Annotated in this window: 17 protein-coding genes; 6 read left to right on the top strand and 11 right to left on the bottom strand. The window is 66.3% G+C overall.

Features of this window, described 5'->3' with window-relative positions; translation table 11 throughout:
* Nucleotides 1-503 precede the first annotated feature (503 nt).
* The 5 genes from D8Z78_RS04320 to D8Z78_RS24495 form a co-directional block, all read right to left on the bottom strand.
* Nucleotides 504-1,688 carry an amino acid aminotransferase gene (locus tag D8Z78_RS04320; RefSeq protein WP_121628954.1) on the bottom strand — a complete coding sequence of 395 codons (1,185 nt, stop codon included), beginning with the start codon at nucleotides 1,686-1,688 and terminating at the stop codon, nucleotides 504-506.
* The gene (gene sseA / locus D8Z78_RS04315; protein ID WP_121628955.1) at nucleotides 1,688-2,545 is read right to left on the bottom strand and encodes a 3-mercaptopyruvate sulfurtransferase; all 858 of its coding nucleotides are present in this window, start codon (nucleotides 2,543-2,545) and stop codon (nucleotides 1,688-1,690) included. Before sseA ends, D8Z78_RS04320 begins: the two co-directional genes overlap by 1 nt.
* Nucleotides 2,546-2,735: 190 nt before the next feature.
* The gene (smpB, locus tag D8Z78_RS04310; RefSeq protein ID WP_121629272.1) at nucleotides 2,736-3,209 is read right to left on the bottom strand and encodes an SsrA-binding protein SmpB; all 474 of its coding nucleotides are present in this window, start codon (nucleotides 3,207-3,209) and stop codon (nucleotides 2,736-2,738) included.
* 115 nt (nucleotides 3,210-3,324) lie between these two features.
* Entirely contained in the window at nucleotides 3,325-3,684 is a 360-nt protein-coding gene (gene uraH, locus D8Z78_RS04305) for a hydroxyisourate hydrolase (protein ID WP_121628956.1), read from the bottom strand.
* Nucleotides 3,666-3,827, bottom strand: a complete 162-nt coding sequence (locus D8Z78_RS24495; protein WP_164932881.1) for a hypothetical protein — start codon at nucleotides 3,825-3,827, stop codon at nucleotides 3,666-3,668. The genes uraH and D8Z78_RS24495 overlap by 19 nt, the downstream gene beginning before the upstream one ends.
* Between D8Z78_RS24495 and puuE the strand changes: the two genes are divergently transcribed.
* From puuE to D8Z78_RS04285, 4 genes are read left to right on the top strand one after another with little or no spacing between them, the layout of a single operon-like run.
* Nucleotides 3,826-5,238: an allantoinase PuuE gene (gene puuE, locus D8Z78_RS04300; RefSeq protein ID WP_121628957.1), complete on the top strand. Its 1,413-nt coding sequence runs from the start codon at nucleotides 3,826-3,828 to the stop codon at nucleotides 5,236-5,238. The genes D8Z78_RS24495 and puuE overlap by 2 nt on opposite strands.
* Nucleotides 5,235-6,065, top strand: coding sequence for a bifunctional allantoicase/(S)-ureidoglycine aminohydrolase (locus D8Z78_RS04295; protein ID WP_121628958.1), 831 nt, complete (start codon nucleotides 5,235-5,237; stop codon nucleotides 6,063-6,065). Before puuE ends, D8Z78_RS04295 begins: the two co-directional genes overlap by 4 nt.
* Nucleotides 6,062-6,541 carry an ureidoglycolate lyase gene (locus D8Z78_RS04290; RefSeq protein ID WP_121628959.1) on the top strand — a complete coding sequence of 160 codons (480 nt, stop codon included), beginning with the start codon at nucleotides 6,062-6,064 and terminating at the stop codon, nucleotides 6,539-6,541. Before D8Z78_RS04295 ends, D8Z78_RS04290 begins: the two co-directional genes overlap by 4 nt.
* Nucleotides 6,542-6,600: 59 nt before the next feature.
* Nucleotides 6,601-7,977: a uracil-xanthine permease family protein gene (locus D8Z78_RS04285; RefSeq protein ID WP_206169630.1), complete on the top strand. Its 1,377-nt coding sequence runs from the start codon at nucleotides 6,601-6,603 to the stop codon at nucleotides 7,975-7,977.
* Between the two features lie 99 nt (nucleotides 7,978-8,076).
* Here D8Z78_RS04285 and D8Z78_RS04280 read toward each other — a convergent pair whose 3' ends face one another.
* The gene (locus tag D8Z78_RS04280) at nucleotides 8,077-8,532 is read right to left on the bottom strand and encodes a hypothetical protein (protein WP_121628961.1); all 456 of its coding nucleotides are present in this window, start codon (nucleotides 8,530-8,532) and stop codon (nucleotides 8,077-8,079) included.
* 173 nt (nucleotides 8,533-8,705) lie between these two features.
* On the opposite strand from D8Z78_RS04280, the gene D8Z78_RS04275 reads away from it, so the two are divergent.
* Both D8Z78_RS04275 and D8Z78_RS04270 read left to right on the top strand, forming a co-directional pair.
* Nucleotides 8,706-8,999, top strand: a complete 294-nt coding sequence (locus D8Z78_RS04275) for a hypothetical protein (RefSeq protein WP_121629273.1) — start codon at nucleotides 8,706-8,708, stop codon at nucleotides 8,997-8,999.
* Nucleotides 8,971-9,675, top strand: a complete 705-nt coding sequence (locus D8Z78_RS04270) for a winged helix-turn-helix domain-containing protein (protein ID WP_121628962.1) — start codon at nucleotides 8,971-8,973, stop codon at nucleotides 9,673-9,675. The genes D8Z78_RS04275 and D8Z78_RS04270 overlap by 29 nt, the downstream gene beginning before the upstream one ends.
* On the opposite strand, the gene D8Z78_RS04265 is transcribed toward D8Z78_RS04270, so the two are convergent.
* From D8Z78_RS04265 to D8Z78_RS04245, 5 genes are read right to left on the bottom strand one after another with little or no spacing between them, the layout of a single operon-like run.
* Entirely contained in the window at nucleotides 9,672-10,988 is a 1,317-nt protein-coding gene (locus D8Z78_RS04265; protein ID WP_121628963.1) for a hypothetical protein, read from the bottom strand. The genes D8Z78_RS04270 and D8Z78_RS04265 overlap by 4 nt on opposite strands.
* Complete coding sequence (locus D8Z78_RS04260; protein ID WP_121628964.1) at nucleotides 10,985-15,394, bottom strand: hypothetical protein; 4,410 nt, start codon at nucleotides 15,392-15,394, stop codon at nucleotides 10,985-10,987. The genes D8Z78_RS04265 and D8Z78_RS04260 overlap by 4 nt, the downstream gene beginning before the upstream one ends.
* The gene (locus D8Z78_RS04255; RefSeq protein ID WP_121628965.1) at nucleotides 15,394-18,075 is read right to left on the bottom strand and encodes a hypothetical protein; all 2,682 of its coding nucleotides are present in this window, start codon (nucleotides 18,073-18,075) and stop codon (nucleotides 15,394-15,396) included. The genes D8Z78_RS04260 and D8Z78_RS04255 overlap by 1 nt, the downstream gene beginning before the upstream one ends.
* Nucleotides 18,076-18,085: 10 nt before the next feature.
* Nucleotides 18,086-21,517 carry a DUF6603 domain-containing protein gene (locus tag D8Z78_RS04250; protein WP_121628966.1) on the bottom strand — a complete coding sequence of 1,144 codons (3,432 nt, stop codon included), beginning with the start codon at nucleotides 21,515-21,517 and terminating at the stop codon, nucleotides 18,086-18,088.
* Nucleotides 21,514-23,544, bottom strand: a complete 2,031-nt coding sequence (locus D8Z78_RS04245; RefSeq protein WP_121628967.1) for a glycoside hydrolase domain-containing protein — start codon at nucleotides 23,542-23,544, stop codon at nucleotides 21,514-21,516. Before D8Z78_RS04245 ends, D8Z78_RS04250 begins: the two co-directional genes overlap by 4 nt.

Raw genomic sequence — 23,544 nt, 5'->3', positions numbered from 1 at the left:
AGACCGAAGCGCCCTAAACTTTACGGCGCGCCCGCCTGATACATGCCTCTAATGTCTGCTTCCCTTCCCCTCAGTGCCGCCACCATGGCGCCTCATCCGGTCCGTTCCGCTCCCCGCCGCGCCGTCTGTGTCGTCAGCGCCGCCGGTGAGGGGGCTTTTACGTATACCAAACAAAACCCGCAAGCAGTTTTTTGGTAGAAATTCGCAAATTCGTCATGTTTCTCGCAAGTCTCTGAAAACAAATGCATATTTTCCCCGCATCCCGTGTCTTTCCGCCAAGAAGGCGCTCGCCTCTTGCGGGCACTACCGGCGCTAACGCTGCATTGCGGCGAGTGGACCCTGCGTCACCCACCGATACCCACAGACTTATCCCCAAGCCGCTCTGCAAATTACCCGACTCGTCCCGGCGATTCACGCAAACGAGTCGGACGATCCCGCCCCGGACCAACAAAAAAGCGGACCCGAAGGCCCGCTTTTCCACGATTGACGCAAATCGAGTCGCCTCAGATGCCGACATCGACGATCGCCTTGGCCAGAATCGGCACCGTCGTCTTGTTCAGGCCCGCGATATTCAGGCGCGAGTCGCCGACCATATAGATGCCGTGATCCTCGCGCAGCTTGGCCACCAGTTCCGGCGTAGTCCCCAGACGCGAGAACATGCCCCGGTGCTGCGCGATGAAGCCAAAGCGGTCCGAGCCCGACAGCCGCTGCAATTCGCTGGCCAGCTGCTCGCGCAGGCCCAGCATCGACAGGCGGACCTCTTCCAACTCGGCTCTCCAGTCGGCGCGCAGGGCGTCGTCGGTCAGAACCATGGTCACCAGCCGTGCGCCGTGATCCGGCGGGAAGCTGTAGTTCTGGCGGTTGAGGTAGTTCAACGTGCCTTGGTTCAGCTTTTGCTTGGACGGGTCGTTGCAGACCGTCATCAGCAGGCCCGTGCGCTCGCGGTAAATGCCGAAGTTCTTCGAGCAAGACGCAGCGATCAGCACCTCGGGGCATTCGCTTGCGATCAGGCGCACCGCCTGCGCGTCTTCCTCCAGCCCGTCGCCAAAGCCCTGATAGGCGATGTCGACCATGGGGATCGCGCCCTTGGCGTTCAACAAGACGACCAGTTCCCGCCACTGGGACATGTTCAGGTTCGCGCCCGTCGGGTTGTGGCAGCAGCCATGCACCAGAACCACGTCGCCAGCCTTCACCTCTTGCAGGTCCGCCATCATCCCGTCGAAATCGACACCGCGCGTTTCATTGTCGAAATAGCGATAGTCGACTTTGGTCATCCCCATGTGCTTGAGGATCGACAGGTGGTTCGGCCAAGTCGGGTCGGACACCCAGATCGTTGCATCGGGGCTTGCCATCTTGATCAGGTCAAAGCCCTGACGGACAGCCCCGGTGCCACCCGGCGTCGCCGCCGCCGCCACGTTTTCGCGGGCAACCGCATCCCCCAGCACCAGCTGGATCATCGCGTCGCCATAGGCCGGATCACCGGCGAGGCCGGTATAGGCCTTGGTCTGTTCCTGCTCCCACAGCTGCTTTTCCGCCGCCTTGATGGCGCGCATGATCGGGGTATTGCCGCTTGCGTCCTTGTAGACGCCGACGCCGAGGTCGATCTTTGTCTCGCGCGGGTCGTCCTTGTACATCTGCATCAGCTGCAGGATCTTGTCCGCGGGTTGTTCCTTGAGGTTCTCGAACATCAGTTCTCTCCGGTGGCGACGGGAAGGGTGGGGAAAGCGCCCCATTCGGCCCAGGACCCGTCATAAAGGGAATGGTCGGTCTTGCCGATCACGCTCAGCGCAAGGCTGATCACGGCGGCGGTCACGCCAGAGCCGCAGGTGGTGATGGCGGGCTTTGTCAGGTCGACCCCGGCGGCGGCAAAGGTGGCGCGCAGGTCGTCGGGGGACTTCATCGTGCCGTCTTCGGTCAGAAGCGTGGTGAAGGGGACGTTCTTCGATCCGGGGATGTGTCCGGCGCGCAGCCCCTCGCGAGGTTCCGGCTGTTCGCCGGCGAAACGCGCTGCCGGGCGGGCATCGAGGATCTCGTGATCCTTCAGCTTCGCGGCGGCCGAGACCTGCGTCACATCCCTGACCAGATGCGCCTGACGGCGGACGGTCATGTGGCGGTCGCGGATCACCGGGGGCAGATCCTCGATCTCGCGCCCCTCGAACTGCCATTTGGGCAGGCCGCCATCCAGCACGGCGACATTGTCCTGCCCCATCAGCTTGAACAGCCACCACACGCGGGCGGCGGAAAAGACCCCTGCCCCGTCATAGACCACGACCTGATGGCCGTCACCGACGCCCATGGCGCGCAGGCGCGACATGAACTTCTCGACCGGCGGCGCCATATGCGGCAGCTCGGAGCGGTTGTCGCTGATGTCGTCGATGTCGAAGAAGCGCGCGCCGGGGATATGGGCCGCATCATATTCGGCCTTCGCGTCGCGCCCCATCTGCGGCAGATACCAGCTGCCATCGAGGATCCTCAGATCCGGGTCCTTGAGATGTTTGGCCAGCCATTCGGTCGAGACCAGCACTTTCGGGTCGTCCAGAGCCATGTCGCCCCCACCTGTGAAAACGCTTTCGTCCTTAGCCGCCAAGGGGCCAGCATGCAAGCACGACAGGGAGGGCGCGGCGTATCCCGGCGTGTCGTGATAGAGACCGACGGGTGCGCCCTTCGCCATATCAGCGATTGCATTTCGCCGGACAGATCGATGCAGCACCCGTCCGGGGCAAGCTGGCTTGCGGTCAGTTTTGCTTCAGCAGGCGGGCTTTCTGGCGGCCCCAGTCGCGCTTCGCCTCGGTCTCGCGCTTGTCGATGTTCTTCTTGCCCTTGGCGATGCCGATCTTGAGCTTGGCGATGCCCTTGTGGTTGAAATACAGCACCAGCGGGACAAGGGTCATGCCCTTGCGCTGGGTCTCGTTCCACATGCGGGCCAGTTCGCGCTTGTTCGCCAGCAGTTTGCGGCGGCGGCGTTCCTCGTGCGGGAACATGGCCTGTTCATAGGGCGCGATGTAGGAGTTCACGAGCCAAAGCTCGCCCTCCTTCACCTCGGCATAGCTTTCGGCGATGTTCGCCGAGGTCTTGCGGAGGGATTTCACCTCGGACCCGGTCAGGACGATGCCGACCTCGAGGTCGCTGTCGATGGCATAGTCATAGCGGGCACGCCGGTTTTCGGCGATCACCTTGTAGTTCGGGTCTGTCTTCGGTTTCTTGGCCATGGACAGCAGATAATGGTCGCGCGCGCCGCTGTCCACTGGTGCGAGACAAGGTAGGATGGGTGATCACCCATCCTACTTCAGGTCACGCCTGAAATTTTCCGGATTTTCTGCATAATCAGCTGCCGCGATAGGTCGAATAGCCATAGGGCGACAGCAAGAGCGGCACGTGGTAATGCGCCTCGGCATCGTTCATCCCGAAGCGGATCGGCACCTCGTCCAGAAACAGCGGGTCCTCGCCCGCCTGACCGGTTGCGCGCAGGTACTCCCCGGCAAAGAAGATCAGCTCGTAGCTGCCGGTCTTGAACGTTTCGCGGGGCAGGATCGGCGCATCCGTGCGTCCGTCCGCATTGGTCACCGACTCGGCTATCTTCTCGCGGGACGTGCCCGAGACATGATACAGCGCGATCTTGATACCCTCGGCCGGGCAGCCCCGCGCGGTGTCCAGAACATGGGTTGTCAGATAGCCGTCAGCCATGAGGCGCCTCCTGTTTCAGCAATGCCTGTCGTTTCCGGCGCAACTCTGCCCCGGATCGTGCGCACAAGTCCTTCGGGAAATTTTTGAAAATCTTTCGGGGCAAGCGCGCATAGACTGGCCACGCGCAACGTGAAGGTAGCCATGAACAGATATCCCCGCAACATGCTGGGCCACGGCCCCGACCGCCCCGATCCGCAATGGCCGAACGACGCCAAGGTCGCCGTCCAGTTCGTTCTGAACTACGAGGAAGGTGGCGAGAACTGCCTGCTGCACGGCGATGCCGGGTCCGAGGCGTTCCTCTCCGACATTCCCGGCGCGCAGCCTTGGCCGGGCCAGCGCCACTGGAACATGGAATCGATCTATGAATACGGCGCGCGGGCCGGGTTCTGGCGGCTGCACCGCCTCTTTACAGGCGCGAATGTCCCTGTGACGATCTACGGCGTGGCCACGGCCCTTGCGCGCTCGCCCGTTCAGGTCGAGGCCATGAAGGACGCCGGGTGGGAGATCGCCTCCCACGGGCTGAAATGGGTCGAGCACAAGGACATGCCCGAGGACGAGGAGCGCGCCCAGATCGCCGAGGCGATCCGGCTGCACACCGAGGTCGTGGGCGAGCCCCCGCGCGGCTGGTATACGGGGCGCTGTTCGATGAACACCGTCGCCCTGACCGCCGAGACCGGGCAGCTCGACTACATCTCGGACACTTATGACGACGACCTGCCCTATTGGCTGCGCGTCGGCGACCGCGACCAGTTGGTCATCCCCTACACGTTGGAAGCCAACGACATGCGCTTTGCCGGGGCGCCGGGCTGGGTGACGGGAGAGGATTTCTACCAGTATCTCAAGGACGCTTTCGACACGCTCTATGCCGAGGGCGAAGCGGGCTCTGCCGCGATGATGAGCATCGGCTTGCATTGCCGCCTGATCGGCCGCCCGGGCAAGATCGCCGGGCTGAAACGCTTTCTCGACTATATCGCGGGCTTCGACGGCGTCTGGACCCCGACCCGCCTGCAAATCGCCGAGCATTGGGCGCGGGTCCATCCGCCGGTGGACGCGCCCCGCCCCTCGCAGATGGCGCAGGATGCGTTCGTGGCGGCCTATGGCGGCATCTATGAACACTCGCCTTGGATCGCCGAGCGCGCATGGGGGTTGGAACTGGGGCCGAGCCACGATTGCGCCGCCGGTCTGGCCAATGCGCTGGCCCGGGTCTTCCGCAGCGCTAGCGCCGACGAACGCCTTGGCGTTCTGAACGCCCACCCCGACCTTGCCGGAAAACTCGCCGCCGCCAAACGCCTGACCGCCGAGTCCACCTCGGAGCAAGCCAGCGCCGGTCTCGACGCGCTGACCGATGCCGAACGCGCGCGGTTCACCGAGTTGAACGACGCCTACACGGCCAAGCACGGCTTTCCCTTCATCATCGCGGTGCGCGACCATGACAAGGCGGGCATCCTTGCCGCCTTTGAACGCCGCGTCGCCAACGACACCGAGACCGAGTTCGCCGAGGCCTGCCGCCAAGTCGAACGCATCGCGCGCCTGCGGCTGGAGGCAATCCTATGACCGATATCGGCTCCCGCACCTATGCCTTCCCCCCCGGTGGCCTGCCGCCGATGGATGACAGCCCCGAAGGCACCGCGATCTTCACCGAGGCCTACGCCGTGCTGCCCGCCAAGACGATGCGGGACATCGTGACCTCGCTCCTGCCCGGTTGGCAGGGGACCCACGCGTGGATCATCGCCCGGCCCTTGACCGGCTTTGCCGAGACCTTCGCGCAATACGCGGTCGAAGTCGCACCGGGCGGTGGCTCGGACACCCCCGAACCCGATGCTGATGCACAAGCGATTATCCTGATTGCAAACGGTCAGGCCCGGCTGACCCTGAACGGCACGGCCTATGACATGGAGACCGGAGGCTATGCCTCGATCCCGGCGGGCAGCGACTGGCAGATCACCAATCCCGGCGACACGGCCCTGCAATTCCACTGGATTCGCAAGCGCTGGGAACCGGCCCCCGGCATCGAAAAGCCCGATCCGATCATCACGACGGACGAAAGCCAGCCGATCAACTGGATGCCGGGATCGGAGACGTGGGGGACAACGCGCTTTGCCGATCCGAACGATCTGCGCCACGATTGCCACGGCAATATCGTGACCTTCCTGCCGGGCGGGCAGATCCCCTTTGCCGAAACCCACGTCATGGAGCACGGGCTATACGTGCTGCAAGGCACGGCGAAATACCTGCTGAACAAAGACTGGGTCGAGGTCGGCCCCGGCGATTTCATGTGGCTGCGCGCGTTTTGCCCGCAGGCCTGCATCCAGACCGGGTCCGAACCCTTCCGCTACCTGCTGTACAAGGACGTCAACCGCCATGTGGGGCTGTCGCTGTGATCACCGCGCAGCCTTTGACCGCGCGGGCCTTTGCGCCCTTCGGGGATGTGCTCGACGTTGCGGGCGAGCCGGACAAGATCATCAATCAGGGCCTGTGCGGGCGGTATCACGACCGCGCGGCGCTTGATTTCGGCCCCGAGGGTCGTGCCGGGATCAGCCTGTTCAACGCCGAACCGCGCGCCCTGCCCTATCGTCTGGAACTGGTGGAACGGCATCCCGACGGCTCTCAGGCCTTCCTGCCCATGCACCAGAACCCGTGGCTGGTGATCGTGGCGGAGCCCGGCGACACGCCCGGCCCGATCCATGCGTTCATCGCCGCGCCCGGTCAGGGCATCAACTTTCACCGGGGCACGTGGCACGGGGTTCTGACCCCGCTGCACGGCCCCGGCCTTTTCGCCGTTGTCGACCGGATCGGCGACACCGCGAATCTCGAAGAGCACTGGTTGGAGGAGGCCGTGCTCATCACTGCGCCGTAGGCGCACCCGGAGCGGTCCGTCAGAAGGCCGCCCCGGTACGGTACTCAGGGAGGACACCAATGACAGACGCAACCCATATGCCGCGGGCCAGTCGCCTCGGCACGCCCGAGCAACTGCGCGACCCGGACTATACGCCGCCACTGGCGCAGGCGGTGCCGCTGGGCATCCAGCACGTGCTGGCCATGTTCGTGGCCAACGTGACGCCTGCGATCATCATCGCGGGCGCGGCCGGGTTCGGTTTTGGCTCTGACGCGGGCGCGCAGGGCTTCCCGGACATGACCTACATGATCCAGATGTCGATGCTGTTCGCGGGCATCGCCACGCTGTTCCAGACCCTCGGAATGGGACCGGTCGGCGCGCGCCTGCCCATCGTTCAGGGCACCTCATTCGCCTTCATCCCCGTCATGATCCCCGCCGTGGCCGGGCAAGGCGTCGAGGGCATGGCCGGGCTGATGACCGGGATCATGATCGGCGGCGTTTTCCACTTCCTGCTGGGCACGGTGATCGGCAAGATCCGCTTTGCCCTGCCGCCGCTGGTGACGGGCCTGATCGTGCTGATGATCGGCCTCGCACTGATCCGCGTCGGCATCCAATATGCTGCGGGCGGCGTGCCGCTGATCGGCAAGCCGGAATATGGCTCGCTCGCCATGTGGTTCCCGGCGCTGGTGGTGATCGTCGTGACGCTGGCGCTGAAGTTCTTCACCAAGGGCTTCATGGCCGTGGCCGCCGTGCTTGTGGGCATCGTCGCGGGCTATGTGGTGGCGCTGCTGATGGGGCAAGTCAGCTTTGCCAATGTGGGCCGCGCCGCGCTGTTCGAGGTGCCGATGCCCTTCCGCTGGGGGTTCGAGTTCAACGCCGCCATAGTGATCGGCATGTGCTTCATGGCGATTGTCTCGGCCATCGAGACCGTGGGCGACACGTCCGGCATCTGCAAGGGCGGCGCAGGACGCGAAGCAACGGACAAGGAAATCGCGGGCGCGACCTATGCGGACGGTCTGGGCACCGCCATCGCGGGCATCTTTGGCGGGCTGCCGAACACGTCCTTCAGCCAGAATGTCGGCCTGATCTCGATGACCGGCGTCATGAGCCGCCATGTCGTGACCATCGGCGCGGTCTTCCTGATCATATGCGGGCTGATCCCCATGGTCGGCGCGGTGATCCGCACCGTCCCGATCAACGTGCTGGGCGGCGGCGTGATCGTCATGTTCGGCATGGTCGCCGCCGCTGGCGTCAACATGCTGTCCGAGGTGAACTGGTCGCGCCGCAACATGGTGATCTTCGCGATTTCCCTGTCCGTGGGCCTTGGCCTGCAACTGGAGCCGGGCGCGCTGCAGCATCTCGGCTCGACCGCGCAGATCCTGCTGACCTCGGGCCTGCTGCCTGCGGCGGCGATCTCGATCCTGCTGAACCTGATCCTGCCGCAGGACCTCGACTGACCCCAAAAGGGGCCCCGAAATGGGGCCCCTTTCGTATCGGCGGCTGGGGAAGCCCGCCGACATGCCCCGGTGGACCCGAGGTCTGCTCGATGCTCCGGGTCAGCGATGGGCGACGCGCCAGCCATTGCCACGCAGGCAGTCGACGCCGAACCCGCCGCGCACCTTGCCATTCAGCCAGAACCGCTGTTCACACATGTTGGGCAGGCGCTTGACCGCAACGTTGTTCTTGTTCAGGCAGGCGTTGGTCATCACCGTCCGCTTGCGGTTGTTCTGCCCCCAGACCGTGCGGGCGCAGGTGCTGGGCAGGGTCTTCTTCTGCCCATGACCGTTGCCATGCCACTGGCCACCGTGATTGCCGCCATAACCATGCCCGCGCGGCTGCTGGTAGGTCACCCGGCCGCCATTGCCCTCCAGCGCCTGCTGCAAAAGGTAAAGCGTGGCCGCAGTGCCGATGAAGCGCTTGAGGTCGTCATTGTCGGCGCGCACGGGGGCGGCGGCCATAACGGTGACAAGCGATGCGATGGCAAGAACGCCGGTGATGAATTTCCTGGACATGGGAGCCTCTCGAAGTTGGTTTCACTGCGGCCGCCCCCATCGGACGACCCGGTGCACCAGACTTCGGCCAGAACCGCGAAATCGGGCAATATCACGCCGCGGCTATCGAATAACCACGCGGCCCGACCACGGCGGTTATTGAATTTCCCGGTGACCCGGCGCAATTTGGCGGCATGAAAAAGCTCATCGCCCTGACAGCCCTCGTGCTGTCGCTTGCCCTTCCGTCGGTTGCCGCCGCCGAGTGTTTCGTTGGCTACAAGGCCAAGCAGGACAACCCCCTGCGCCTGCATTACGGCGTGCTGTCGCTGCAAGCCAGCACCTGCCCCGGCACCGCGCAGGCCGCCAAGATCGCCGCTGGCCGCCTTGCGGCCGGGGGCTGGACGCTGCTCAACGTGATCAGCCTGTCCACCGACAACCCGACCCCCGACATGGAGGCCAATGCCGGTGAGTTCTACCTCCGTTTCTGACAGCCGCCGGACCGGCACGCGCATCATCGCCGCCGGCATCGCGGCCATCGTCGCCATCCTCGCCATCGCGGGGACGGTGCTGCTGTTGACGCTGCCGGATGGCAATGCCTTCAACGCGCGGGTGGAACGCATCTTTGTCGAGAATGACACCCTGACGAGCCCGGCAGAGGTCAAGCTGCTGGAGATTCTCGCCCAGTCCGGCACCGCCTTTTCCGACACGCTGGCCAGCTACCGCATGGTGATCTTTGTCCTGCTGGTGTTCGCAACCGCGCTTTTGGTGGCGGCGCTGGTGTTTCTGGTGATGCTGGTCACGCTGAACCGCCGCATGGCCCAGATCGAACGGTCGGGGATCGAGGTGTCTTCGCTGATCATCTCGCGAGAGGAGCGCACGGTGTACCTGAACACCATGGGCTTCAAGCTGACCGATGCGATGATGGAAACGCTGTCGGTGCTGGCAGAGGCCCGGCTGGACGACGAGATGCTGTCAGGCGCGGAAATCGAGGCGATGATCTCGGGTCGCCGCGCGGAAGACTGCGAAGAGGCGGCGGGCGCCACCCGGATCAAGCGCCTGCGCGACGGGTTGGGCAACCAGATCGTGTCCGAATTGCTGGTCAAGAACATCGCCAAGCGCGGCTATGTGCTGGCCATCGACAAGGGCGTGATCGAAATGGTCTAGCCGCCCTCGCCGCCCGTTGGCAGCAGGTCGTCAAAGCTCAGGCGCGGTTTGCGGGTCGCCCCGGCGACGTCCTTGTCACGGCCCACCCAAAAGCGCACCTGATCGTCGCTGCCCCGGGCAAAACGGTGCATCCGGCGGATGCGCACCCCGCTGCGGGGGATGTCCTCTTCGTTCAGAAAGACCGACTCGGCCACGATCTGCCCGCGATATTGCGGGTTGGCGCTAGACCATTCCTCGCCCGAGCGCGCCCGGCGCAGGGCGATGTCGCCGTCCACCGCAGGCTGTTTCGCGGTCTGGCGCGGCAGATACGGGATGAAGGACCGCGCGGTTTCCGATTTCAGCCGGAACCGCAGCGCGTCGGTCGAGGGGCTGACCGTCTCCTGTTCCTCGCGGGTTTCCAGCACGGTGGCGAACAGGCCTGTCTCGGGGTCGGTCAACTGCCGCTCCCAGCCCCAGACGAGATTCGCCGCCTCGTCGCGCAGGAATCGCACCTCTTCGATCAGGTCATTCTCGCCGACCTTGGCGGCGGTGTTCAGGCACAAGAGCGTGCTGGCATCGGTGGGTGCGGCGCTGTCGCGGTCCAGCGCAAAGACCGACCAGTCGTCGCCGTCGTCGCGCGCACCCGCCGGGCCCAATTCGGTCGCAATGCCGAAGCTGTCGACAACGACGAGCTGTTCGACCTCTCGCACCGCGCCCGACGGCATCGGCGCGGGGATCATGTACCAGTTCTTGATATCGGCATAGAAAAACTCTGGCAGCAGCACCGACAGGATGTTCGGCTCTGCCGCCTCGCCCGTGTCGAAATAGGCGTCGCGATCCTCGACCTGCCAGAATCGCGGGTCCGGCAGGCCGGGGATCTGCAATTGCCCCGGGATCATGCTCAGATCGCCGTCCTCGCCCTCCGCTGCGCCGCGCTGTGTCAGCGTAAAGTCGTGCCAGTTCAGCGCCCGGCCATCATAGCCACGCGCCTTGAGCCGGTGCCGGTCGGTGCCAAGGCCGAAGTCATAGTCCAGTGCGGCACTGTTCCATCCCGCGGGGGTTGTCTGCCCCACCTCGTCCTCCACCTGCTGTTCCAAGGGCGCGTGCAGATCGATGGGCGCGTCCCCGTTGCCAAGGTAGACCTGCCGCAGCGGATAGACCCGCGCCGTGACTTGCACCTGCATCGGCAAGCCGCCATTCTCGGCCTCGAATTCGCCCATCTGCCATTGCCGCGCCAGAAACCACAGCGCGTCCTTGGTGCGTGCCTCCAACCCGGTGTCGATATCGGGCGCGACGTTGGTGCCGTGCAACTGCTGCGATCCGTTTGCGCTCATGGGTCCGTCCTCCTCAGGATCGGGCGGATGGGACGGGTCTGAAGCCAATCCTCGCCCGGTTTCGGCAGGATGTCATCGCGCACCCGCTTCATGCCGCCCGCCACGGCGAACCAGTCCATCAAGCCACCCTTGAAGGGCGCGACCGGGATGCGGGGCCGTTCATTTGCACCGCTGCCCACATGCGCCACGAGGTTCGACAGCGGCAGGATCGTATCGCGCAGCGGGGTGGTCTGGCTCGACAGGGCGCGCAGGCGCATCAGGTCGAGCGCCTCGTGCACGTTCCGCGCGGCCTGTGCGGCGGTCCAGACCGGGCTGATGCTGTCATCGGGGACACACAGGATCAGGCAGTTCGGCGCCTCGGCCTGCGGGCTGTCATAGTTCAACGCGATGGCGGACTGCTGGTCGGTCGCGGGGCGGGTTTCCACCCATTCGTCGATCACCAGACCGCTGACCGACCCGGCCCGTATATCGGCGTCGCCGGCAAGGAACAGCCCCCGATGATAGGCGCGCGGCGCGGTTTCCTCGTCGCGCAAGTCGGCTGTTTCCGGATCGGTGTCGTCGGCGGTCGCGTCGGGGCTGACGGCAAAGCCTTGATGGTCTGCTGTCAGCACCTCTTGCAGCCGCGCCAGTTTCGCGCGGTAGCGGGGCCACGGCCCCAGCGCCGCCTCGGGGTCAAGCGCCGGGTCCAGCACGGGGACAAGCGGCGGGGTCTTGGCGAAAACCGGGCAGATCGCCAGCTTTTCCACCCCGCAAGCTGCGCGCAGGGCGGACAGCGCGGCGGTCAGGTCGGCCCGCGCCTCGGCCAGCGTGGCCGGGCTGGCGCTTCGCCCGCGTTGCGCCTGCTTCAGGGCCGCAATCCGCGCGACCATGACGGCATCGGCCTTGCGCAGCGCGGCCTCGCTGTCGACCATGGTCGCGACCAGCCGCGACGCCGCCGGAAAGCGGTCCATCCCGTCGATGCCAAAGGGCTGAAGCCCGCGCATCTCGGCATGCAGCTTGGCCACCTGCAAGCGCAGCCGCTGGTCGCGGCGGCGATCCTCGCCCCAATGCGCGCCCTGATCCTCGTACTGGGTCGCGATGGTCCGGAACACACGTTTGAGCGCCGTCAGGTAGGAATTCCGATGGGCATCGAGCCGCGTCAGCACCCGCTCGGACCTCTGCCACAACTCGCCCGCCGCCCCGTGCAGCGCCGCCACATGCGCGGGCTCGTCCAGAGGATGCGCCGGAGAGGTCGCGTTCGACAGGTCCCCCGGCGACAGCGCCTGCGCCGCATGCGACAGCTTCCACATCCGCGCCGCCCGGTCGAGATCGTCTGAAAGCGCCCCCAGATCGACGCTGATCACGGCCCCCGCCGCCTCTAGCCCGGCGCGGTCCAGATGCAGGTCGCGCGCCTGCATTGCGCGCATCTCGGCGGTGGCGTGCAGATCCGACACGGCAAAGGCCCCGATCCGCCGGTCCAGACCCGCCGCGCCCAGTTGCGCGATGCCCATCGCGTCCAGCCCCAACTGCTTGTCGAGCGCAATGTCGGCCTCGTACAAAAACTGTTCCCCCAACCGGATCGCCACCGGCACGGCCCGCCCGGCAAGGCCGGGCAGCGCGGCATCGAACCACGCCGCCAGCCCGTATTCCGTCAGCCGCAGGAGGCTGCCCTCCTCGGCGGGCGCGACCTGCGGCAACACCACCGAGACCCGGTAGTCCGAAGCATGGCCGCTGCGCCGGGTGCGCAGGAAGTCGGGCCGATGCGGGATCGGCCCACCGGACAGGACGCGCAGCCACGCGGCGGCGGTCGCAGAGGAGCCGCCTGCGCGGTGATGCACCGCCTCGGCGACCACCAGATCGGACAGCGCGTCCAGATCGTCGGCCAGCACAGCGCGCAGGGCGCGGGCATCGGCGCTCAGACCCCCGGTGCCGCCTTCGACCAGTTTCAACCCGTCGAAACAGCGCGCGCCCACCGGCCCGCGCCCCCCCTTGCCATCGGCATCGGGATTGTCCAGCGGGTGGCTTTCGCGCAGACGGAAAATCTCGGCCGAGGCCCCCTTGTCGCGCAGCCACCGCTCGCCGCGCAGGCCCAACGTTTCCGGCAAGGGCACGCCATGGCGGATATGGTCCATGATGCGCAGCGCCCGCCCGGTCCGGGCCGAACTGAGATCGATCCTGAACGCCCCCGCGCCCCGATTGCGCAGATACGCGCTGCGCAGGATCGCCGCGCTGACCGCCTGCCCTTGGCTGGGGGCTTGAATATAGCCGTCGCTGGCCCCCGTGGCCGATGCGCGACGCAGCCGCCCGAGAAAGCCGTAATAGCCCAGCCCCAGCCCCGCGACCCCCTGTTTGTGCCGCAAGTGATCCAGACGGATGCTGGCCCGCCCGGTGATCCATGCGTCCAGCCGATGCTGGAACAGGTCGATCACCTCCATCATCAGGGTTTCCAGTTGCGCCGTGCCGTCATCGCGCGTGGCCACCGCGCGCAGGCGCGTCAGGGCGTCTTCGAACCTTTGGTTGGTCGCCCTCACCAGCCCGCGCCGTGCCGACGGGATGCGGCCCAGCGGCGACGTCGAGAAACTGCGCACCGAAAGATTGCGCGACTGGTCCACGGCGCGGCGCTGGCCGGTGGACAGGTCATTGCGCCAATTGCCCTGAATCCGGCGCAGCTTGCCGCGCGTCATGAAACCGGGCGTGCCCTTGAGCACCTCCAGTTCTCGGTTGCGGCTGAGCGACAGATGCGCCAGCCGATAGAGCAAAGGCCATGCGCGGTCGGTCTCGTCGGCAACCGGCAACTCGCGCAGCCTCTTGCGCAGCATTTCGAGGAAATAGCTGGCGGGTTTGTGCGCCTCGTCGCCACCCTCGACATAGGGGCAGCCCAGCATGGCCACGTCGTCATCACCCTCGTCCGAGACATCCAGCCGCCGAGAGACGCGCGTGGTTTGCAGGATGTCCACCAGCTTGTCAAAGGCGTCCGGGTCGTCCGGCTCCAACCGCAAGGAGACGCTTTCGGACACCGCCGTCAGGATCGTCTGAACGCCGTTGGCATAGCCGGTGATGAACCGGCCATAGGCGTGCTCGGCTTCGGGCAGGTCCGGCTTGATCACTTGTGCCCCGCTATCCGCGCTGACCGGCAGGATGCCGAAGGCCTGCTTGCCGAAGCGCAGCGCGGGCAACAGGCCGCGCGCCTGCACATGCCGGGCCAGAAGCTCGATGAAATCGGTGTCCTCGATCCCGTCCATCTGGTTGGTGGCGTCCAGCGCGCCATCGATCAGCGCGGGTCCGATCACCCGGATCATCGCTGCGGCGTCCAGATGCGCGCCCTCGCCCGCGCCGGGGGCCTGTTCGAACAGGGCCTGATCGACGCCCAGCGCCTCGGCCAGACGGGCGCTGTCCAGCCCCTTGTCCTGCAACACCTGCAATTCACGCTGGGTGCGGTCCCAGAGGCGCGCTTGCACGCTGTCCGCCTCGGGCCTGCCGGCGCGCGTGGCGGGGGCGTTGTTGGTGGGCGTATCCTGCCCGAGAATATCCAGCTGCCCGTTGGCGATCCGGTCGCGCAAGAGCTGTTCCAACTCCTCCGCGTCACCGCCCCCGGTGCCGACGCAGATCAGCCAGTCGGCGGCCAGCGCGAGGTCCACGGCTTTCGGGTCATCCAGCTTCAGCCCCATGCCCAGTTCGATGGCGGTTTCGAATTCCGACATCCAGGTTCCCTCGCCCAACATGCCCGGCGAATAGGAGACCGCCCCCGCTTGCGCGCCATTGGCGGGGATGTCCTGCCCGTGGCCCAAGGCTTCAAGTTCGCCGCGCACGCAGGCAAAGACATGGATTTTCTCCGGCAGGCCGGTGATGCGCCCGATCCGGGCCTCATGGTCCTTTGCGGGTTCCTGATTGCGGCTGCGCATCAGGTGGACCGCGCGGGATGGGCCGGCCACGCTTTCGAGTTCGGCCCAAAGCGCAACCAGCGTCTCGTCACCCAGCTTGGGCCAATCCTGCGCATAGGGATGCGCCAGAAAAGCGTCGAGCGCCTCGGTTTCCGGGGCTGTGAGCGGGGCAATCCCCGCCTCGGCAAAGCCATTGTCAGGATACCAGCGCAACCAGATCTCGGTCTTGGCCTTCAAGTCGGCCTCGGTCAGTCGCACGGGCTGGGGCTTGGACTTGCGGGTCAGGGTCGCCAGCTTGGCCGCCAATGCGTCGCGCCCCTTCTGGTCGTCAGGTTTCAACGCGCCAAAGGCGCGGCGGATCTCGGCGATCTGGGCCTGAACCTCCGCGCGCGGCACGAGTTTGGGGGCCGAAGCCCGGTCCACCACACGGTATTCCAGCCGCATCGGCAGCAGCAACAGCGGCGCGCGCTGGCGCTTGCTCGGACCGTCCTTCAATGGCAGCGGATCAGGCTCGAAGCGGATTTCCCCCGGTTTCGGATCAGGCATCACAGGACCCTCCCAAGCGGCAAGAGCGCCGCAAGCGGTTTTTGCCAGAACGACCGCGCCAGCCCGGCGGCGTGTTTCGTCGCGTTCCAGTAGTGACCGCTGTCCTGCGGCGGCTTTGAAATGACCTTGGTGAAGTCCACGTAATCCGCAGCCCCCAGCCGCATGTGTTTCCACGACAGGTCGTCCCAGCTGTTCAAGCCCGGCGCGGGCAAGGCGCGGACCAGATCGGGCGTCAAAGGACGGTCGCGGCGCACCAGCGTATTGCCCACATCCAGACCAAAGCGCAGCCGCGCGGGCGGTTCGTAGATCGCGAAATAGGCCCTGTCGCGCACAGACGGCGACAGCACGTATTCGCGTGAGATATCAAAGCCGTAATAGACCGCGTCGCGCCCGATCTTGCCGAAGAAGACCGGCGGGTGGCTTTCGGCGGTGTCCGGGTCCCATGTCCCGCCGGAGGCGATGCTGATCTCGACCAGCGGATCGCGCAGCTTACGCACCACCTCGCCCTTGATCACCACGACGAGGTTCTGCTTGCCGTCGGTATCGGCGGGGTTGACCTGCTTGCCCAGCTTGCCGCCCCACAGGCGGATGTCCTGAATGTCATCTTCGCTCCGGTCATCCGGCGCCGCGCCCCGGTTCCAGAAGCGGTGGAAGACCGTGCCGCGCATGTCGGTCGGGTATTCGCGCCAGCGCAGTTCCTCGGCTATGGCGTGGTTGGCGCCGACCATCAGCGCCTCGATGAAGAGGCGATTTTCCTCGTAGAACGACACGGTGTTGTCGGGCAGCGCCTGCACATTCGACAGCAGCCCGTCGCGCGAGACGCGGCGCAGGTAGTCGACCAGCGGCTCGGGCACGCGCGGCGCGCGCCAGACGATGCCACCCTCTTTGACCTCGGCTGCGCTGCGGCCCTTGATGGTGAAATCCGCCTTCTGCCGTGGCAGCGCCACCAGCTTGTCACCCAACAGCTTTTGCACCTTGGCTGAGGAATATTCGCCAACCAAAGGCTGAGGCAGGCGCGGCTTGGGCTTGCGATTCACGAGTTCGGGGTTGAACAGCGCGCGCAGGGCGGCGGTCAGCCCCCCGGCCGCCTCGCCCTTGGCCAGCCTTTCGCTGCGCCGACGCAGCGCCGAGTCCTTGGGCGGCTGGCTCTCGGGGCTGGGGCTGTCATCGCCGGGCAGCGCGGCGATGGGCACGCGGTGGCGCGGGCCATCCTTGCCCGCGTTCAGACGTTGCGGCTTGCGCGCCGCGACCCGCCGCAGGGACAGGCCCGCGAAGCCTGCGGGCACCCGTTTGCGCGCCAGCATCTGCTTGGCCGAGGGCGCGCGGTCGTCCGGCTCGATCCGGGTGAAGGCCAGCAGAGGCTCGCCCAGTTGCACACCCACCTTGGAGGGCAGGCGCGAGAAATGCTGCTGCTCCAGCCGCCCCGCCAAAAGCGTCGCCACCTGCAACTGCTGCAAGGCCCGGTTGGCGGCGAGGATTTCGTCATACTGGTCCCAGCACAGCTGGGCGAAGTGTTCGTCATTCTCGCGCACGATCTTGCGGCCCAGACCGGCGGCGGCGCGGAATTTCAGGTCGAGGTTGATCCGCTCGAACCAATGCCCCTGCGCCGCCCGCCCCTGCGAGAGGCTGTCGACCCCGGTGTAATGCCTGCCATGCGCCGGGAAGGTGACAAGCGGGTCCTCGCCGTCCTCTTCCTCCTGCTCGGCCAGCACGGCGTTCAGGGTGCGGGTGATGGCGTTTTGCAGTTTCTTGGGCGTGTCGAGCGGCGGTACGTCCGTATCCGGCTGGGTCAGCGCCGCCTGCGCCGGGAACCGGTAGCCCTTGGACGGCGCGCCCGTGTAATAGCCCACATCGCCTGCATCGACCCAAAGGGACGCGCCTGCCTCGTCCTCTTCATCCGCCTTGACCGCGCGCAGCTTGCGCAGCAGCAGTTCGAGATCCTGCCCCGCCTCGGTCTTGAAGCTGTGGCGGTAATAGTAGGGCAGGATCAGCGGCTGATCGGCGCCCGCCTCCCAAGCGGGGGCGGTGCCAAGCCCGGCATCTATCGCCTCGCCCAAGGCGGCCTGCACACCGACTTTGTAGCTGGGGACAAGGAACAACGTGTAGTCGGTCGCCTCGTCCAGCTTGCGGCAGGCCATGATCCGGGCAAATCCGCGCCCGGGATCGGCGGCCAGCGCCTCGTGCGGGGTGCCGCCTGCGCCGTCCATATCCACCTGCACATGCGCCCAGGCCCAAGCCTGCACGAGGTCAGGCAAGGCGGTGCGGATATTGGCGACCTCGATCCGGGGTGCCAGCGCGCTGCCCTGATCGAGATAGGTGAATTCATCGCGTTTCAGCGCGATCAGCACCAGCCACGGGGTCAGCCGGTTGGCGGTGCCACTGTCCAGCGTGTAGCGCCATGGCAGGTCGGGGTCGCGCAACTCGATGAACGGGAAGTAATTCGGCTCGAACCCCTTGTTGACGTCTTCGGGTTCCACCCGGACGATCTGCCCGGCATCCAGCCCCACCACGTCGCCCGGCCCTTTCAACTGAGCCGCGACCGCGACGCGCCCGGCCTGCGCCGCGCCATTGCCGGTGATCTCAAGGTCATAGCTCAGCCGCAGCCGCACGCCGTCGCGGGTGCCATCGGCGGCGGCTCCGCTGCGCAGGTTGGGCAGAAAGGCGAATTGTCCGACACTCATCCCTGCCTCCTCATATCGCGATATAGCTGGCCACGGGCGTGGCCGCGTCCGGCGCGCGTTGCGCGCTCAGGCTGGCGGCGGTGCCGCCCGCCATGCTGAGCGCGCCCGCCAGCGTCTGGTCCGGGCGCAGCGCGCCCTGCATGTCGTGCACCGTCGCCTCGTCCACGAAACTGTCGCGCGCCACGCTCAGCCCGGTTTCGGCCTGCAAGACCGCCTTTTGCGCCGCCATGCCACGCAGCTTGCCATGCAGCTGCCCGCGCGCCACCCGCTGAAATGTGCCCGCCGCCAGCGGGCTTTTCATCGGATCGCGCGGGGCATCGCTGTCATGCATGGGGATCTCGACGATCTCGTAGGCATATTCGGCCTCAACGCTGGCCGGGCCGCTGACCAGCGCCGCGTCTGAGAACTGGAACCCCGCCTTGTGATGTTCGAACACCGGATCGGACAGGCGCTGCGCCTCGGTGATGGCAAAGAAGTGCCCGCGCACGAATTCCGCCTCGGCGGGTTGCAACGCCAGCGCCTGCCCGCCGCGAAAGACCCTCAGATCGACCGTCGCCGGCCCAGACACATCCGCCTCGCCGATCTTGCGCAGTTCGACGGCCAAGGGCACCGCGTTCTGGATGAAGTGCAGCCCGCCCAGCGGGTCGATCGCCTGATCGTCGGCGTCCAGCTGCCGGAAGGAGACGGCGGGCACCGCCGCCATGCCCTCGACCGGCTGGAACCCGTCGCTGCGCTCCAGCGCCTCGCGCAAGAGGTCCACGGCGCTGGCCGTAAAGGTCTGCACGCTTTCGCGCTGGCCCCAGCGGTGCTCGACCCGGAAATCCACGTTGATTCCCAGAACCTTCACCCAGACCTCGCCATTGATGTACCAGCTGTTCGGCCCTTTCAGCGTCAACGAGAAATGCAGCCCCGCCTTGACCTTGCCATCGACAAGAATGCTGAGGCCCCCGCGCAGGCTGACCTGAAAGCTGAACGGGTTGAAATAGATCAGCGCGTCGAAGGCGACATAGCCCTCGGCGGCGACCTGCCCCACCAGCGGGACCTTTGGCCCCTTGGCATACATGTCGGCCCGCGCGCCCACCTGAAGCGAGTTGTAGGTGATCGCCTGATAGGCCGACAGGGTCAGGCGCGGGTTGTTGCCGCCAAAGCTGATCGACAGCCGCGCCAGATCGGGCAGGTTCGCGGGCGTGGGGTAATCCGGGTGCAAGCCGCCGAAACTGGCCACCTGTTTGATGTCGCGGCCCCAGCCGGTGCGGATCGCCACGTCGCCATCGACGGCAAATGTCAGGATGCGCGACCCTTCGAGCGTGGCGTCGAAGCTGATCGACCCGGCGGTAAAGTCGATCTCGCCCATGAATTGAAGCTTGAGGGAGACCAGCACCTTGTCCTTGTCGGGCAGGATCATGGCCAGACCGCCAAGGATCACGATCCGCACGTCCTGACCGAATTCCAGCAGCACGCCCATGGTAATGTCGATCAGCACCGGCTTGCCCCAGCTGATCCGCACGCACGGGCCGACGATGTGCTGCCCCGCCATCGGCGGCATGATGGCCGCCATGTCATCGAGGATCTGGCTGGCCGAGCCGATGGGGTCCGCAGGGAACAGCAGGTCGTCCAGCCTGCCCTCGAACAGAACCTCGCGCATGGCGTCGGTGTCGAGGGTGCGGTTGATCCCGATGAAGCCGCCCACCCCGGTCAGGAAGAACCCGTAGGCCAGCGGCACGCTGAACTCGGCAAAAATCGACCCGGCAAAGCTGAAACCCTCCTCGCCGCCCGGCAGCTCGGTGGTCAGGATCGCAAAGGCGGAAAAGCCAAAATTCTTGAAGCTCAGCGCCATCGCGCCGCGATATTCGGCCTCGCTGACCGACAGGTAGCCGCCGCCGGTGATCGGATCGGCGTTCAGCGCCACCGCATAGCCCGAAGGCGGCTGGAAACCCACGGTCAGATGCGCGGTGCCCAGATTGCCCGGATCGTCCGTGCCGCGCGGTACGAGGGTGACCTTCGCCCCGATCCCCTCGACCCCGGCAAACAGCGGCCCCAGCGTCAGCGACCCGTCCACCGTGGCGGTGATCGTGGTGGCCTGCTCGGTCAGGTCGCCGAACAGGCTCAGCGTCACCGCGTCGAGCGTCAGCACATTGGCCAAGGTCTTGTCGATGGGGATGCGCGCCGACAGGCCCAGCCCGCCGGTGATTTCCAGCCCGTCCACGTTCGACCAGTTCAGGCCGAAGTCAAAGGGGATCTCCAGCTCGACCGCGCCGAGGATGCTGTTCAGCAGCCCGTCGCCCTCGCCCGCCGCGAGGTAGATGGCGGCCTCGTTCAATGCGGCCGTCAGGGTGACTTCGGGATTGGCCACCGCCCCCGACACGCCCAGCCCCAGCGACGCGCCCCCCAGTTCCAGCCGCGTCTTGTCAGGCTTGCCCAGCAGCACCGCCGGTTCGGGCGGCGCAAAGCCGATCCTGGCGGACAGGTCGATATCGGCCCGCGCGCTCAGCATCCGCACGACACCGGGGGATATCCCGATGCGCAGCGGCGCCGCCGCGAAATCCCCCGCCAGCGTCAGCCGGACCGGGCTGGCCTCGTCGGGGATACCCATCTCGGCCGCCGCCGCGCCGAACACCATGGGCGACAGCGCGATCCCGTCGGGCCGGGCCTGTGGCTGCCCATCGGGGGGCAAAGGCGCGACCAGCAGCGCAGGCTTGACCAGCCCGCCGGGACCGGGGCGCAGCAGCACGGGCGGCATCACCGTCAACTGTGTCATGTCGATCAAGTCGGGATTGTCAGCAGAGACTTCGGGGCGCAGGTCCTGCAAGCGCGCCTGAGCCAGCGTCGCGCTTCCGCCCAGACCGCCCAAAAGCCCCGCCAGACCTTCGATGAAGGCGCGGTGATCGAACGCGCCTTGCCCCCAACCATAGACCTCGGGCAAGACCTGATCCGGCGCGCTCAGCGCGCGGGCCAGCGCGCCCCAGTCGACCACGCGGCGATCAAAAGCCAGCCGCCCCGTGGCGGCATCGGCGGGCATCGGCACCCGGCGCAACACGCCCAGAAAGCTGAGGATGCCGAAAAACGCCGGGGCCTCGTCCGCCAGCCCCTCGAACAGCAGCAGCGCCAGCACGTCCTCGGGCAGGCTTTGCCAAAAGGCTTGCTGGTCGAACGGATGGCCCAACTGCCCCGAGGGCGGCAGGTCGCCCAGCGCCGCAATCGCGCTGACCGCCGCCACCAGCGCCTCCATCTGGCCGGTGCCCGCCTCGACGGCGCTCTGCACCGCGCCAACCGCGTCACCCGCGCCTTGAAACAAGGGCAAGGCCGCGTCCAGCGTCTCGGCCCGCCAGCCGAAATCGTCGAGGCACGCCGCCAATGCGCCGGGGCTTTGCACCGCGTCGCTCAAGGGCGACAAAAGGCGTGCGACCAGCGCGATGATGTCGTTCAATGTCTCGTCGTTCATACCCCAGCCCCCCCGGTATCGGCAGGCGGCAGCACGGGCATGTTCCCCTTCAGCACCTCCGCATCCGGCACCCAGCCGCCGGGATTGCCCCACGCCACGTTGATGTCACACCACGACGCCGCCTGCGCATCTTGCGGAAAGGGCGGCTGCGTCAGCACGGCATTGCGCGGCCAAGTCCAGAAGCCGGTATCGCTGGCCCCCGCCAGCCGGATTTGCCACAGGTTCGCATGCGGCCAAGCCCGCCAGCCGGGCGATGTGCAGTACCAGCGCCGCCATTGTTCGGTGCCGAAATTCAAACCGACCGGGCGGCCAAAGGTATGCGCCATCGACTGCCAGAAATGCGTGGCCAACCCGGCGCGATACAGCGCGTGCATCACCTTGATCGGCGCATAGGCCCCGATATGGTACGGCACCGCCCCGTCCTGCGTCAGGTAATCCTGCGTATAGACCCGCCGCACCCTGCGGTAGAAGTCGAGGATCGCCTGAAAGGACGGGCCATCATCATGCACGGTGCCATCGGGATCGGTGCGCCATTCCGTATCCTTCCAATTGTTGCCATCCACATCGACATCGACGGCGAAATAGACCGGGGTGAAGGGCGGCTGGCCAAAGCGCATCGCGTTTTCAAAGGCCTGCCGCATCGAGGCATCGCTCATCCGCAGGTTCGGCAGGTTGGTCCCGGTCGGGTCCGCCGCCTGCTGGTACAGGCTGACGATCTGCAAGCCGCTTGCCGCGATGTGCTCGACCTCGGCTGCGGACAGCGAGGTGGGCTTGGGCGGCAGGTAGCGCCCGGTGAAAGAGGGGCGGAAGATCAACGGATCATGGGTGAAATCCGTCCCGCTCAGCACGGGCTGCCCGCCGCCATTGTCGTAGCTGTTGTCCGGCAGCAGCCTGACCTCGACCTCGGTCTGGCTGGCTTGCGCATAGACCGCTGCGGTCGCGGGGCTGAGATGATCCAGCCCGAATTGCGTGGGCGGGGTCAGCAACTCGCCTTCGCTGGACCAGCTTTCGGTCACCTCGAAAGTGCCGCCGGGACCATAGACCCCTTCGGCCTGAGGCGCATTGATGCGCCAGTCCACCGGTCGCAAGGTCCAGTCGAGCGCGTTCTCGGGCAGGTTGGCGACTATCTTGTCGATGGTCACGATCGCCAGCATGTTGCGCTGCGCCTCGGTCAGGGTTGGGTCGTCGGGCAGGCCCTGCGTGTGGCAATCCCAGACGCGGATGAAATGCGTCGTCAGTTCCGCCGCCGTGGTCAGCCAGCGGATCGCGAACAGCGCCGGGATGTCGCCATCTTCGGGCATGTTCCGCGCCCAGAGGCTGAAACAGACCGGCTGATAGATCGACCGGCTGAAGGGCATGGCCTCCAGCCCGGGATCCTCGAAATCACCGTCACCGGGGGGCGTGTCACCTTCGGCTTCCACATAAGGTGCAGCGCCCAGCGCAAGGCGCACCGCCGCTTCGGGCCAATAGCTGCCGCTGCCCGGTTCGGTCTCGACATAATCGCAGATGATGCCCGGCACGAAGGGAGCGATCTTGTCGCCCGTTGCGTGGTCGATCTGATGGCTCAGAACCGTGCGCGCCCAGTAGCGCCAGTATTGCGGCGACAGCTGCCCCGGCGCGGTTTCGAGATAGACGACGATGGTCGCGGCCATGCCGTGACACCACAGGTCGCCGACGCGCAAAGCCTCTTCGACCCGGCGCAGGGTGGCTCGGGCCTCGTCCTCGGTGACCTCCTGCGCGGTGGCCTGACCGTGGAAATAGCGTCCGGCAAAGGCCGGGCCGTCGGCGCTGTTCATGTAATCGGCAAAGACGGACCAGTCGATTTCGCGATGGCCCCCGGTGCGGGTATCCAGCGCGTCCAGTTCTGCGGCAAAACCCGGCGTCGGGTTGGGGCCGGTGAAACCGGGGATGGCGGCATCGCTTTGATACATCATCTGAAGCTTGTTCAGATGCGCGCGCCCGGTGGTGATGCCGTAGGACACGGCCTCAATCCCGAGGTCGGGCGGAACATCCGCACGAAAAGGCAA

The organism is Tropicibacter alexandrii, assembly GCF_003667315.2.
GTDB classification, from domain to species: domain Bacteria; phylum Pseudomonadota; class Alphaproteobacteria; order Rhodobacterales; family Rhodobacteraceae; genus Tropicibacter; species Tropicibacter alexandrii.
Note: the sequence above shows the minus strand (reverse complement) of the source record. Positions and strands in the feature narration are given on the sequence as shown.